Source organism: Desulfatibacillum alkenivorans DSM 16219, assembly GCF_900142135.1.
Lineage (GTDB): Bacteria > Desulfobacterota > Desulfobacteria > Desulfobacterales > Desulfatibacillaceae > Desulfatibacillum > Desulfatibacillum alkenivorans.
Window position 1 is genome coordinate 46,346 of the sequence record NZ_FQZU01000010.1, and the last position, 13,283, is coordinate 59,628.

14 protein-coding genes are annotated in these 13,283 nt (G+C 55.3%); 4 read left to right on the top strand and 10 right to left on the bottom strand.

Features of this window, described 5'->3' with window-relative positions; all coding sequences use genetic code 11:
- Genes epsC through nifU form a run of 3 tightly spaced genes read right to left on the bottom strand, consistent with a single transcriptional unit; the run spans position 1 to position 2,946 of the window.
- Positions 1–948, bottom strand: a complete 948-nt coding sequence (epsC, locus tag BUE18_RS10375; RefSeq protein ID WP_073475458.1) for a serine O-acetyltransferase EpsC — start codon at positions 946–948, stop codon at positions 1–3.
- Positions 949–961: 13 nt separating this feature from the next.
- Positions 962–2,128, bottom strand: a complete 1,167-nt coding sequence (gene nifS, locus BUE18_RS10380) for a cysteine desulfurase NifS (protein ID WP_073475460.1) — start codon at positions 2,126–2,128, stop codon at positions 962–964.
- A gap of 2 nt (positions 2,129–2,130) precedes the next feature.
- On the bottom strand, positions 2,131–2,946 hold the full coding sequence (gene nifU / locus BUE18_RS10385) for a Fe-S cluster assembly protein NifU (protein ID WP_073475461.1): 816 nt from the start codon (positions 2,944–2,946) through the stop codon (positions 2,131–2,133).
- A gap of 211 nt (positions 2,947–3,157) precedes the next feature.
- Between nifU and BUE18_RS10390 the strand changes: the two genes are divergently transcribed.
- The 4 genes from BUE18_RS10390 (at position 3,158) to BUE18_RS10405 (ending at position 6,084) form a co-directional block, all read left to right on the top strand.
- Positions 3,158–3,574, top strand: a complete 417-nt coding sequence (locus BUE18_RS10390) for a helix-turn-helix domain-containing protein (protein WP_073475463.1) — start codon at positions 3,158–3,160, stop codon at positions 3,572–3,574.
- Positions 3,571–4,011 carry an MOSC domain-containing protein gene (locus BUE18_RS10395; RefSeq protein WP_073475465.1) on the top strand — a complete coding sequence of 147 codons (441 nt, stop codon included), beginning with the start codon at positions 3,571–3,573 and terminating at the stop codon, positions 4,009–4,011. The genes BUE18_RS10390 and BUE18_RS10395 overlap by 4 nt, the downstream gene beginning before the upstream one ends.
- A gap of 377 nt (positions 4,012–4,388) precedes the next feature.
- Positions 4,389–5,720, top strand: coding sequence for an HNH/ENDO VII family nuclease (locus BUE18_RS10400; protein WP_073475467.1), 1,332 nt, complete (start codon positions 4,389–4,391; stop codon positions 5,718–5,720).
- A complete protein-coding gene (locus BUE18_RS10405) occupies positions 5,710–6,084 on the top strand; it encodes an SMI1/KNR4 family protein (RefSeq protein WP_073475468.1) in 375 nt (124 codons plus the stop codon). Before BUE18_RS10400 ends, BUE18_RS10405 begins: the two co-directional genes overlap by 11 nt.
- Positions 6,085–6,110: 26 nt before the next feature.
- Here the strand turns inward: BUE18_RS10405 and BUE18_RS10410 are convergent, their stop codons facing one another.
- The 7 genes from BUE18_RS10410 to BUE18_RS10440 form a co-directional block, all read right to left on the bottom strand.
- Positions 6,111–6,848 (bottom strand): acyl-[acyl-carrier-protein] thioesterase, encoded by a 738-nt coding sequence (locus BUE18_RS10410; protein ID WP_073475470.1) that lies wholly within the window; start codon positions 6,846–6,848, stop codon positions 6,111–6,113.
- Complete coding sequence (locus tag BUE18_RS10415) at positions 6,838–7,725, bottom strand: patatin-like phospholipase family protein (protein WP_073475590.1); 888 nt, start codon at positions 7,723–7,725, stop codon at positions 6,838–6,840. The genes BUE18_RS10410 and BUE18_RS10415 overlap by 11 nt, the downstream gene beginning before the upstream one ends.
- 83 nt (positions 7,726–7,808) lie before the next feature.
- Positions 7,809–9,614: an acyl-CoA dehydrogenase gene (locus BUE18_RS10420; protein WP_073475472.1), complete on the bottom strand. Its 1,806-nt coding sequence runs from the start codon at positions 9,612–9,614 to the stop codon at positions 7,809–7,811.
- 153 nt (positions 9,615–9,767) lie between these two features.
- Positions 9,768–10,547, bottom strand: a complete 780-nt coding sequence (locus BUE18_RS10425; protein WP_073475474.1) for an enoyl-CoA hydratase/isomerase family protein — start codon at positions 10,545–10,547, stop codon at positions 9,768–9,770.
- A gap of 23 nt (positions 10,548–10,570) precedes the next feature.
- Entirely contained in the window at positions 10,571–11,443 is an 873-nt protein-coding gene (locus tag BUE18_RS10430; RefSeq protein ID WP_073475476.1) for a 3-hydroxyacyl-CoA dehydrogenase family protein, read from the bottom strand.
- A gap of 142 nt (positions 11,444–11,585) precedes the next feature.
- Complete coding sequence (locus tag BUE18_RS10435; RefSeq protein ID WP_073475478.1) at positions 11,586–12,794, bottom strand: thiolase family protein; 1,209 nt, start codon at positions 12,792–12,794, stop codon at positions 11,586–11,588.
- Between the two features lie 13 nt (positions 12,795–12,807).
- Positions 12,808–13,194, bottom strand: coding sequence for a thioredoxin family protein (locus BUE18_RS10440; protein ID WP_073475479.1), 387 nt, complete (start codon positions 13,192–13,194; stop codon positions 12,808–12,810).
- Positions 13,195–13,283: the final 89 nt, after the last annotated feature.

The window sequence follows — 13,283 nt, forward strand, 5'->3', positions numbered from 1 at the left end:
TTAACGATAGCTGAGCGTGGGCGGCTCCATAATCACCCGGGTTCCGGGCGGAATGGACTCCGTCAGCCACACGTTGCCGCCGACGACCGACCCTTTGCCGATCACGGTGTCTCCGCCCAATATGGTGGCCCCGGAGTATATGATCACATCGTCCTCGATGGTCGGGTGGCGTTTTTTGTTCCGCAAGGCCTCCCCGGCGTTTTTGGGCAGGGACAATGCCCCCAGGGTCACGCCCTGGTAAATGCGAACGTTTTCGCCGATCTCCGTGGTTTCCCCGATAACCACGCCGGTTCCGTGGTCTATGACGAAACGGCCGCCTATGGTCGCGCCGGGATGAATGTCGATCCCGGTGAGGCCGTGGGCGAACTCCGTCATGGTTCTGGGCATGAGCGGAATGCCCATTTCGTATAGCTTGTGCGCTATCCGGTACACGAATATGGCGTACAGCCCCGGATAGCTGAAAATAATCTCGTCGTGGCTTTGGGCCGCCGGGTCCCCGTCATAGGCGGCCTGGACGTCGGTCTCCAGGACGTCCCGGATTTCGGGCAGGGCGTCCAGGAGAGCCAGGGCGGCTTCAAAGCCGCGATCCCCGCAATCGCTGCATTCCTGATCGTAGCGCATGCAGTCGTGGCGGATGCTGTTTGAAATCTGCTGGGAAAGCATTTCAAACAGCACGGTCACTGTCCTGCCCAGGACAAAGCTCAGGTTAACCGGGTCCAGGCGCTCTTTGCTGAAGTAGCCGGGAAACACCACCTCCCGCAGCTTGTCGATGATCTCCTCAAGGTTCTCCGTGGACGGAATGGGATCGTAATCCACATGGGAGATGCACGAGTCCTTGCGGCAGTTATCCAGGATTTTGTCCACCACGCCCGGCAGCTTTTTCCGGTACCTGGCGGTCAATTCCTCGCCGACCCGGCACGTATGCTGGTCTTTTCGATCGTCTTTCATAACAACGCCTCCGTTATTGGGGCCTGTCGGCCCAGAACGGGGACATATCCCTCAACCGCTGAATTACCGGCGGCAGCTTTTCAACCACAAAGTCGATTTCCTCCTGAGTATTGTATATGCTCAGGGAAAACCGGATGGAGCCGTGGGCGCAGGTAAAAGGAACCCCCATGGCTCTCAGCACATGGGACGGCTCCAGGGAGCCGGAGGTACAGGCCGAGCCGGAGGAGGCGCAAATGCCCAGTTCGTTCATCATCAGCAAAATGGCTTCGCCTTCCACGTACTCAAAACTGATGTTCGTGGTGTTGGGCAGGCGGCTGTCCGGATTGCCGTTGATCCTGGCGTTGGGGATTCTTTCCAGCAGGCCTTTTTCCAGGCGATCGCGCAAGGCCGCCACCTGGAGGTTTTCCTTGGCCATGTTCTTGGCCGCCAACTCCGCAGCCTTGCCCAGGCCGATGATGGAGGCCGTGTTTTCCGTGCCTGCACGGCGGCCTTTTTCCTGATGCCCGCCGACCAGCAGGGGCGAAAACTTGGTTCCCTTGCGGATGTACAGCGCGCCCACGCCTTTGGGGCCATGGAGCTTGTGGCCGGAAATGGACAGCATGTCCACCGACGAATTGGCCATATCGATGGGGATTTTGCCCACCGCCTGCACCGCGTCCGTATGAAAAACAATGCCGCGCTTCTTCACCTGGGCTGCGATTTCCTCAATGGGGAATATGGTCCCGGTTTCGTTATTGGCCCACATGATGCTTACGATGGCCGTATCATCGTCCAGGCTGCCGTACAGGAATTCCAGGTCCAGGTCGCCCTTGGAATCCACCGGGACGAAGGTGGTCCTGTAGCCCTTTGTCCCAAGGTGCTCCACCAGGCTTTTGATCGCCGGATGCTCCACCTTGGTGGTGACGATGTGCTTCTTCTCCGGGTAGGCGTTCAGGGCCGCCATAACGGCCGTGCTGTCGCTTTCCGTCCCGCAACTGGTGAACAGGATCTCGCCGGGATCGGCGCCGATCAACTTAGCTACCTTGGCCCTGGCTTCCCGGATTTTTTCCGCCACCTGCCCTCCAAAGGAATGCATGCTGGAGGGGTTTCCGTACAACTCGGAAAAATAAGGCAGCATTTCCTGCAATACTTCGGGCGCCGTCATGGTCGTGGCGTTGTTATCCAGGTAAATGGTATCCATAATTAAACCTCCTCCACAACAAGGGTGTCAACCACCAGTTCACGCAACTTGGCTTCCACATGATCTTTCAGGGTCGCCTGGGAAGCCTGGCAACTGGAGCAACGCCCCTGGAGCCTGACAAGGACTTTATCCCCGTCCACGTCCACCAGCTCGATGTCTCCGCCGTCCTGCTTCAGGGTGGGGCGGACCTCCCGCTCCAGGGTCTCCTGAATAAGCTGGATCTTGCGGATATTGGTCAGCGGCGCCGGTTTGGGCTTGACGTCTCCCTTGTAGGAGTCCAGGATTTCCTGGATGTCGGCGTGGCACTTCTGACAGCCGCCTCCCGCCTTCACGTAATTGGTGACCTCCTCGATGGAGGACAGGTTATGCTCTTTCACCACACGGTGGATTTCCTTGTCGGTCACGCCGAAACAATCGCACACAATCTGGCCGTCCGCCTTTTTGGCTTCCTGGCCCCGGAAATTGGAAATGGCTTTTTCCAATGCATCGCGGCCCATGACCGAACAGTGCATTTTTTCCCGGGGCAGCCCGCCCAGGGCTTCGGCAATGTCCTCGTTGCTCACCTTTTCCGCCTCTTCCAGGGTCATGCCTTTGAGCATTTCCGTGAGTACGGAAGAGGAGGCAATGGCGCTGGCGCATCCGAAGGTCTGGAATTTCACGTCTTCGATTTTATTGTCAGGCCCCAGCTTGAAGCTGAGCTTGAGTGCGTCCCCGCATGCCAGGGAGCCCACTTCTCCGATGCCGTCCGCGTTTTCCACAACGCCCACATTCCGGGGGTTGAGGAAATGGTCTTTAACTTTTCCTGTGTATTCCCACATAGACACCTCCCGCCGCCATAAAAACGGCCCCAAGCATATATTAATAATTTTAAAGCTGTTCTTGCATTATAGCATTCCGCTTCTTATCTTGAAAAGTACCACATTGTGGTATATACTTCAAGCGGATAAAATATGGTGCACGCTTAGGGAGCCTGTCAAGGATAAACTTATATAGGGAAGTTTAAATTAATGCAAGCCGGGATTCCAAATTATGGATAATGAACAATTTATATTGTTGCGAAAAGCCCTGAAAAAAACCCAAGCGGCTCTGGCGGACCTGCTGGGCGTGTCGGTGAAGGCCGTGCACAGTTATGAGCAGGGCTGGAGGAAGATCCCGGCCCATGTGGAAAGGCAGATGTATTTTTTAATTTCCCGCAAGGAAAAAAAAGGAAGAAAGAAGGCGTGTTGGGCCGTAAACGACTGTCCGCCCAAGGTAAAGAGAAGCTGCCCGGCCTGGGAGTTCAAGTCCGGGGATATGTGCTGGATGATTCATGGCACGCAATGCCAGGGGCATTCCTGCCACGACTCCAGGGACGTGATGGGCCGGTGCCGGGAATGCGGAGTGATCAAGGCCTTGTCGCCCGCATTTTACGATAAAGGAGCGGGAGAAGGAGAACCAAGCGAATGAAGATTGTATCCATTGCGTACAGCAAGAAAAAGGGAACCCGCAAGACCTGCGTGCAGGAAGCCGTCTTGGTCAAGGAGCACGGACTGGAAAATGACGCCCATGCAGGCCCCTGGCATCGGCAGGTGAGCTTTTTGTCGGCCGAGGCCATTGACTGGGCCAAGGACAAGGGCCTGGACGTGGGGTTTGGAGATTTCGCCGAGAACATTTCCACTACCGGCATAGACTGGAAAAATGCGCCTGTGGGCTCCAGGTTTAAGCTGGGTAAGGAGGCCGTGGTGGAAATCACCCAGATCGGCAAGGAATGCCACAAAAAGTGCGCCATTTATTATCAGGCAGGAGACTGCATCATGCCCCGGGAAGGCGTGTTCGCCCGCGTGTTGAACGGGGGAAGCATATCCGTGGGAGACGGCATTGAAGAATTGCCTGGGGGCGATTAGTCGCCTGATCCAACTTTCAAAGCCCGCAATAGCCCTTTGGGCTTTATGGATTTAAGCCTTTAATTTTATAAGATAAATTTGTTCCTTGATGAGATCATGCCTTTTAGGGGCTGGGTCATCAGGGCGGCCCAACAATAAGCCTGACGTCTATTTGCAGAACGCCTTCCGATGAATTTGACAACCTATTTATTACTATGTAGTATACAGGAATCGTGGCGATAAAATCTGTTGGTTTAGGCGCCGGAGTCTGTCAATAGGCAATATTGGCGCCCTGGCGCGCTTGGGCGCCGCCAGGCGTGCATAGAACGAATCGGCCCTAACCCCGTGTTATGCTATTGGCTCAATATGGTCTGCTCACCCTAACCCAAGGAGACGCCATGAGCCTTACTCAAGAAAACATTCTGGATATTATACTGGGCCGGATTCCTTGGCCCGCCTCAGAGGCTGATTTCATGGGGATTCCCGGTCTGGATGGAGTGTATCAGGATGGCGTAGAGCCTTCCGCCGGACTCCGCACAGACCTTCCCCTTGGCCTTTCCGCCGCCGAACTCATAGCCGCTATGAATAATAATGAGTTCCAGGACTTTAAGAACCAAGTGGCCAGGGGCGAACGCAAAGTGCTGGATCCGCCCAAGCCCTTTTGGGATGCTGAAACAAAGGATGCGGCAATTCACGCCCTTGGCCTGGATGAGGAAGGGCTGTGGTGGACGGATGACGCAAAGAATCTTGTGTATCATCCGGAGGGAATTTTGGAAGGGCTTGGGCAAGTGATCACCTCGATTCCCGGGGGCTTTTTCGGCGGCATGGAAGCCATTACCAGGGCCATAAATTGTGTGGCGCTGTCCAACGAAGTGGATCTGGAGAACTTTCATGAATACATAACCGAGGGCTTTGAAGAGAAAGCCCATGAATGGGATTTCCTGGTTTATGAACCAAGGACTAAGGGCGCAAACCTTGTTGGCCTGGCCCTTAGCGCTCCCGCTGTCATGCTTTCAGATGCGGGAAGAAGCCTGGCAAGCCTGGAAGCCTTTGAAAACTCGCCTAATATACGGGGCGGTCTCCGTTTGCTGGGGGATTTCGGCGGTGCGGTCACTTTGGCCAAACTATACAAGAATAGCGTCAGCAAGAAAACGCCTCCTTCCCTTGCTGCGCAAGAACACCTTGAGTTGGTCAAACAATTCCAGGAAGCCGGCAATCAGGTTCCATCCTTGGGCTTGAAGGATAAAGTGAAGCGGGCGTTTAGTTCCGATAGAAAGTATCCTGAGCGTGAACTATTGGACCTGCACAAAAAAACATTGGAGCCTTCCCCTTCTCTTTTGGACATCCTGTCTCCCGAAGAAATTGCGGAACACTGGAATCGCATGAGTTCCCTGGAAAAGCATATCCTTTCAAACTCCAAGATCATGATGGTCAATGGTCGGCCCGTGGCTTTTTTAAAAGGCACCAAGATTGATCCGTTGGTGAAAAAGAAGGATGGACCTTTAAACTACCGAGCGCTAAAAGAGGGATACGCGCCTGAATCCTCAGACGGCCAAATCCTCCAACTGCATCACGGAGGACAAATGGACGACGGAATTATTTTCCCTCTTTATGAGAAGCCGCATTCTATTATTCCAAAGCGCAAAGGCAGAGCTGAGATCAACAGAAGCGCCTTTGGCAAATACCGATCTGATTTCTGGCAAAAGGGAGGAGAATTCTATGGCCCTTAAATCGCGCAGGGTGCAAACCGTGGAAAAGGAGTTGGGGGTGGTTTTGCATCCTCAATACGCTTCATTTTTGGACCAATACGGCGTTTATCGAACACCTGAAGTGACGGTATACGGCTATCTTGAAACATTTGGTAATACTATCATGCTGCCTTCTGTCATTGGCGCAACTGCACAGAGAAGGGCTGTTTATCACCTTGGTCCTAACCACCTGCTCATAGCTCATACGGAAGACAGCGACTACGTGGCGGTTTTGGACAACGATACCGGAGAGGTTTTCGAGACGGACATCAACGGGGAGCGCACGGTGGTTGCGCCTTCCTTTGACGAATGGTTCGCCATGGTCCGGAAGCGCGGCTATATTTGAGTGTATGTTTGAATTTTCAGGCGGCGCTACTGCTCGTTTGAGAATAGCTGAAACTCTCCGGTGGAGTAGATGCTGTCGCCGGAGAAGATGCGGAAGGCGTAGCCTTTGTCCTGGGGCCACAGGCCGGCCTGGATCGCTTCCACGCCCCGGGGGATTTCCCGGGAAAACTGGACGACCATGCTTTGGATGTTGCCGCCCTGGGGAAAGGCTGAGGCGATGAGGGCTTCCAGGTAGTCGAAATATACGGCGTTGTTCACGTGGCCCAGGGGATCGTAATCGGACGGCCGTGTCGCGATGGTGCAGACGTGTTCGGGGACGGCTTTCTGGTCGGGCTTCCAATCGTCGATGCTCAGGTCCCAGTCAATGCCGGGCTCCTGGGTGTAGGTTTCGCTGGCGTGTTTTGGGGGGCGAACGATTTTCTTCCGGGCCAGGTCGATGAACAGCCAGAAGCTCTTGGCCGAGACCAGAGCCTCGCCGCCGCACAGGATTTCAAAATCGCGATAAGCCCGAAAGGCCTTTTGTCCGGTGTGCCAGGTGACCACTTTCAGCCTGTCGCCCAGAGTGGGAGGCCGGTGGATTTGCACGCCGATCCGGTGCAGAACCCAGGCGTTTCCTGAATTGATCAAATCCTTGGCGCCGAACCCCACCTGCTCCGAATGGATGGCCGCAACCTCTTGCAGATAGTTCACCAAGGCCCGGGGCCGCAGGGAAAAATCCGCCTTAAGCTCAAAAAACCGCGTTTGCTTTTCCAGTTCAACTTTCATGGGAATTCCATTCCCTGATGATGCCGCCGGCCGCGGCCTTGCCTTGTTCGTATCCTTCCAGGAGAATATTTTTGTCTTTGCCCAAACGGCCGGGCTTGAAATTTTCCGGCGGGCAGATTTCCTGAAACCAAACGCCAGTGGGAGGCTTTCGGATCAAATCTATGGATTCGTTGTAGCGCCGCACTCTATGGGACGCCGCCTGAGCCAGGGCCGGAAAGTTTTTCAATTGGCTCGACAAAATTTTTTGCGAGAATTTTTCGTTTTTAAAATAGCTTTTCGGCCTGGATCGGATGACCATAATTTGTTTTGCGCCCATTTTCAAGGCCTGCCTGACTGGTATGGGATCGGCAACGCCCCCGTCCACGCAGGCCCGGTTGTCGATCCGGGGAAATCCGCGATATAAAATGGGCAAAGCGCTGGAGGCTTTCAGGGCTTCTTCCAGGTCGTCCATGCCGGGCCTTTTGTAGACTGCGCGCCCGGTGTTAACGTCCGTGAGGCAGATGATGAATTCCCTGCCGGAAGCCATGATGGTTTTCAGGTCCAGGCGGACTTCCTGGATGGTAATATCCCACAGCCAGTCCAGGTCCATGAGATGGCCGCCTTTGAGGAAGCGAAAGAAGCTGATGAATTGGGGGCGCAACGAGTAGTCCGTAAAGACTTTGAGGTTGCGTCCGGGCATTTCCGCCAGGAAGGCCGCCAAATTGGCCGCCCCGGCGGAAACTCCCAAACACAGGTCAAAAGGATTAAACCCCTCTGCAAGGAAGCCGTCCAACACACCAGCAGCGAAGACTCCCCGCATGGCTCCCCCTTCGACGATCAAGGCTCGGGGAAATGGCCGATCTTTCCCAATGTGGTTCTTTGAATAATCTGTGGCCATTTCCCCTCTTACAATAGGAGCCTTGACGGCGCCTTTTTCGGGCCGGCAACCGGATGACACCGGCCGAAAGGCTATATATAAAATCACCCGCCGAAGCAGTCTTCCGGAATCTCAATGGCTGCGCCGTTTCCTTGGTTCATGGCGTCCATCTTGCCCAAGGCGACGGGCAGCACATTGTAAATAAAGAACTCCGCAGTTTTAATTACGCCGGAGTAATAGACTTCGTCCTTGCTCTTGGCTTTTTCCTGGGCCTTTACAGCTATATTGGAACGCCATAAGAGCATCCATGCCATGATTACGTCGCCGGTGGCCTCCATAAACGGAAAAGCGGAAGCGAATGACGTTTTAATCAGGGGGGTGGCAAGGTTTTGGGACAAGGCCTGGGCGGTCTCTCCTAAACGCGCCAAGGCGTTTGCGAGACGGTCCGCCATGGCGGAGAGCTCCGGAACTTCCTTTGCGGCGGTGATGCAGCTATTTACTTCGTCTGCGAATGCTTTAAACAGGGCGCCTCCGCGCATTTGCAGCTTCCGGCCCAGAAGGTCCATGGCCTGGATGCCGTCGGTGCCCTCGTAGATGGAGGTGATCTTGCAATCGCGTAAAAGCTGTTCGATGGGATATTCTTTGGTGTAGCCGTATCCGCCGTAAATCTGCATGGCGTTGACGCACACGTCAAAGCTCCTCTGGGCGGAATAGCCCTTGACCAGGGGGATGAAAAAGTCAATGAGGTCCTGACGGTTTTGCGCCCGGCCGGAGTCGGGTTCGGCTTTCATCCAATCGAACAGGGACGCGGTGTAATAGATAAAGGAGCGCATCCCGTCCACGTGGGCTTTCATCCAGGTAAGCATGCGGCGGATGTCGGGATGATTGACAATAGTAACGCTGGGGCTGTTTTTGCCGGCGGTCAGGTCTTTGCCCTGGATTCTTTCCTTGGCGTAATTGCAGGCGTACAAATAGGCGGAAGAGGCGTAGGTAAAGGCCTGGAAGCCCACGTTCAGGCGGGCGTCGTTCATCATGTGGAACATGATTTTCATGCCTTCGCATTCCTGGCCCAAAAGCAGGCCGCGGCATTTGCCGGCGCCGCCCAGGGTCAGGCTGCACGTGGCGCTGCCGTGGATGCCCATTTTTTCTTCCACGCCGGTGCAGACCACGTCGTTGAAATCGCCCATGGAGCCGTCTTCGTTCACCCAGTATTTAGGCACTATGAAAATGGAGATGCCCTTGGTTCCTTCGGGCGCTCCCTCCACCCTGGCCAGGACCGGATGCACGATGTTTTCGGTCAGCTGATGCTCGCCGTTGGTGATGAAAATCTTGGCGCCGGAAATGGAATACGTGCCGTCTTCATTCTTCACCGCCGTGGTGGTCAGCGCGCCCACGTCGGATCCCGCCTCGGGTTCGGTCAAAAGCATGGTGCCGCCCCATTGGGCGGTGTACAGCTTTTCCAGGAACAGGTCTTTTTGCTCCTGGGAGCCGAAAGCCTCGATCATCTTGCCCGTGCCGTGACCCATGGTGGCGTAGTTTACCAGACAGTAGTTGCCTCCCCACAGATACTCGCGGGTGGGGAAGTTGATGAGATACGGCGTGCCCTGGCCGCCCAGGCCCGGGTCTTCGTTCATGGCGGTCCAGTCGCCTTCCCGGATCAGGTCAAAGGCTTTTTTAAAGGACTCCGGAACCAGAACCTCTCCGTTGTCAAAGGTCACGCCGATTTTATCGCCGTCCGCGTTGGTGGGCAGGATTTCCTTGATGGCCAGGTTCCTGGCCTCGGTAATCATCATGTCGAACAGTTTCCTGTTCATGCCTTTGTAGACGGGCGTTTTGGTGAGCTGCTCCATGTCAAGCTGCTCATAAAGGACAAAGTCTATATCTCTTCTGTCTGCAAGTACCTGCGCCATTTGGTTGCTCCTTTTCGGGGGCGTAAGCAGTATGCCGTATTTATTGTGTTGCGGCGCCCGCTTTTAATGAAAGTGGGGGGGATATTCCATTAAAAGCAGGCCGCAATCGTTATATGGTAAAACCCGGCGGCCAAGCCGCCGGATGGGGTGCCGCTATTTGCCTTTAAACTCGGCCTTGCGTTTTTCCAGGAACGCGGCCATGCCTTCCTTCTGGTCTTCGGTGCCGAACAGCATGCAGAACAGGTCCTGCTCAATGTGAAGACCGTCCTTCAGGGAGACGTTCAGGCCTTTGCGCATGGCGGTTTTGGCCGCGCGCAGGGCCACGGACGACTTGCTCATGAGCTTGCCGGCCAGCTTTTTGACTTCGTCCATCAGCTGGTCCTGGGGCACGACTCTGTTAAGAATGCCGTAACGTTCGGCCTTTTCCGCTTTCACCATGCCGCCGGTCATGACCATTTCAGCCGCCAGGCTGTAGTTGATCAAGCGGGGAAGCCTTTGGGTGCCGCCGCCGCCCGGAATGATGCCCAGGTTGATTTCGGGCAGACCCACAACCGCGGTTTCGGAGGCGATCCGGAAATCGCAGCAAAGGGCCAGTTCCAGACCGCCGCCCAGAGCGTAGCCGGAAATGGCTGCGATGGTGGGCTTGGGAATGTCGGCCAGACTTTCCTGAATTCTGAAAGAGCCGTCCGTGAGCTTGAATGCGTCGGAAATCATTCCTTTGGACATGTGCTCGATGTCGGCGCCCGCCGCAAAAACCTTGTCGGAGCCGGTGAGGACGACCACGCGAACGTCGTCGTCCGCGGCTGCCGCCGCCACGGCCTGTCCGATTTCGTCGAACACCACGTGGTTCAGGGCGTTCAGTTTGTCGGGGCGGTTCAGGCGGATCCAGGCGATGCCGTCTTCCGTGCTGTACAAGACATATTTAAGGTCCATGATATTCCCCTTGATGGCCTAAATTATTTCTTGGAGTAGTCGTACCAACCCTTGCCGGTTTTCTGTCCGTATTCGCCCTTGGTGTAGTGGGAGACCAATTGGGGCCTGGGCAGGTCCGCGGGATCGCCGCTGACCCGGAAGGCTTCCATGCCCATGGTGTAGGCCAGGTCGATGCCGGTGAGGTCCATGAGGGTGAAGGGGCCCATGGGATGGCCGGCGCCGTAAACGCATGCTTTGTCGATGTCTTCCACGGAGGCCACGCCCATTTCGAGCATCCACTGGGCTTCCTCGTAAATCCTCAGGAAGATCCGGTTCAAAAGGAAGCCGTTCACTTCCTTCTTCACATGCACGGCCACCTTATCCAGCTTTGTGCACAGCTCCATGGAGATCTGGCAGGTTTCGTCGGAAACGTGGGGGCCTTGAACCACTTCCACCAGCTTCATGACCAGGGCGGGGTTGAAGAAATGGAGGTTCAACACCTTTTCCGGCCTGGAGGTGGCGTCCGCAATGCGGGAGCTGACGATGGCCGAGGAGTTGGTGGCCAGGATGGCGTGGGCCGGGGCCATTTTGTCCAGGTCGGCGAAAATCTTGCGTTTGAGGGCCAAAACTTCCACGGCCGCTTCGATCACGTAGTCGGCTTCCTTGGCGGCGTCGGCCATGTCGCTGGTAAAGCGCAGGCGGGCGCGGGCGGCTTTGGCGTCGTCTTCGCTCATTTTGCCTTTGGCGACGCGGCCGGGGAGGTAAGAGTCGGCGAAGGCTTCGGCCTTTTTCAATTGTTCTTCACTGATGTCAAAGCAGGTGGTGTTGTAGCCTTTAATGGCGCATTGCAGGGAAATCTGGTGTCCCATGTTGCCGGCGCCGATAATGCAAATATTTTTTATGTCATCGATATTCATTTCATTTCCTCCATTATTTAAAAAACTTTCCTGATTATGGGAGAGCCGCCCGCGTCCTTCACGCCCTTTGACCGAAGGAGAGTTGAAGAACGCGGAGCGGCAGGCATGGCGCCTTAAGGCATGGCGGCCTTAAGCTGGTTATTTATTTTTGCAGGTTCTCAATCAGGGTTGCGACGCCCAGACCGCCGCCGCAGCAGGATGAGAAGAAGCCGTAACGTCCGCCCCTGCGGATGAGTTCACGCATGCAGAACATGCCGATGCGGGCGCCGGAAGCTCCGTTGGGATGGCCGTATGCGATGGCGCCGCCCATGGGGTTCCATTTTTCCATGTCGATGGTTTCGCCCATTTGCTTCTCGATTTCCTTGATGACGGCCAGGTTCTGGACGGCGAATGCTTCGTTGCATTCCATGACGTCCATATCGGAGATTTTAAGCCCGGTGCGTTTCAGCATGTTGACGACTGCATAGGCCGGGCCGATGCCCATGATTCTGGGATCCACACCGTAGTCGGCGCCGGCGACCCAACGAGCCATGGGGGTGTAGCCCAGTTCTTCAGCCTTTTCAGCGGACATCATGAGCACGAAGGCGGCGCCGTCGTTGCGGCCGGAAGCGTTGCCGGCGGTGACCGTACCATCCTTGGTGAAAGCGGGGCGCAGTTTGGCCAGGCCTTCCAGGGTGGTGTCAAAACGGGGATGTTCGTCTTTTTCAAAGGCGAATTCCGGAGTCTTGCGGGTGGCCGGAATCGTGACGGGCACGATTTCGCCATCGAAGTAGCCCTTGTCCCAAGCCATTTTGGAGCGCATCTGGCTGTTGTAAGCGAATTCGTCCGAGGCTTCCCTGGGAACGTCGTACATTTTCTGCAGGTTCTCAGCGGTGATGCCCATGCCAATGCACTCTTCTTCCACAGGAGAAAGCATCTGGGGGAGCGGCATAGGCGGAATCAGTTTGTAAGGCGGCACGGACATGGAGAACTTGACCGGAATCTGGCTGTAGGCTTCGGAGCCCCCGGCGATGATGATGTCAGCCTGGTTGCACTTGATTTTCCATGCAGAGTGGTTGATGCTGTCGATGGCGGAGCCGCACTGCATTTCCACATAAGATGCGGAGGTTTCGTAGCCCAGTCCGGCGTAAAGGGCGGACCACCGGGCGGGGTTCATTGCCTTGGAGTCGTGGGCGGCGCAACCCATCATGACCGTGTCAACATGGGCTTTTTCCTTGATTTTGGTCTTGTCCACCAGGCCTTTGATGCAAATGCCGGCCAGCTCGGCGGCGGTAAAATCACGAATGGTTCCGCCCATGCGTCCAAAAGCGGTGCGAACAGCGTCCACAAATACGACTTCTCTTTCAGCCATTTTAAATCTCCCTTCAGGTAATCCGGTTAATTGTCTCAAGGTTCCTTGTGATGAATTCCATAAGCGATTCCCGGCTGATGCAGCCGAGTATCCTGTCCATTTCCTCACCCTTATTGAAAAACAGAAAGGTAGGCGTTCCTTTCACGCTGAACGTCTCGCAAAAACAGCCCATGAGCTCCTTTGAAATCACAAATGCGCCCAGCATATTTTCAAACTGCTCAACCGCTTCCTCCACAATCGCCATCTGCTCATGGTAAATTTCGTTTTTGAGCATGCAGGCCATGAGGAGAGGCCGGCGATCATCCAGTATGACCGACTTCAACTCGTCCGGATTATGGATCGTGATAGGCCCTTGTCCGGACGGGTTGGAACTGCTTGTTTTATCGAAAGTATTGTTCAAGACCCGCTCCTGTTCTCCGGTGGTGTAATATCAAACAGCGTGCCAAGTCGGATTGTTTGGGCGGACATGGGGTGTATAGATAGGGATGT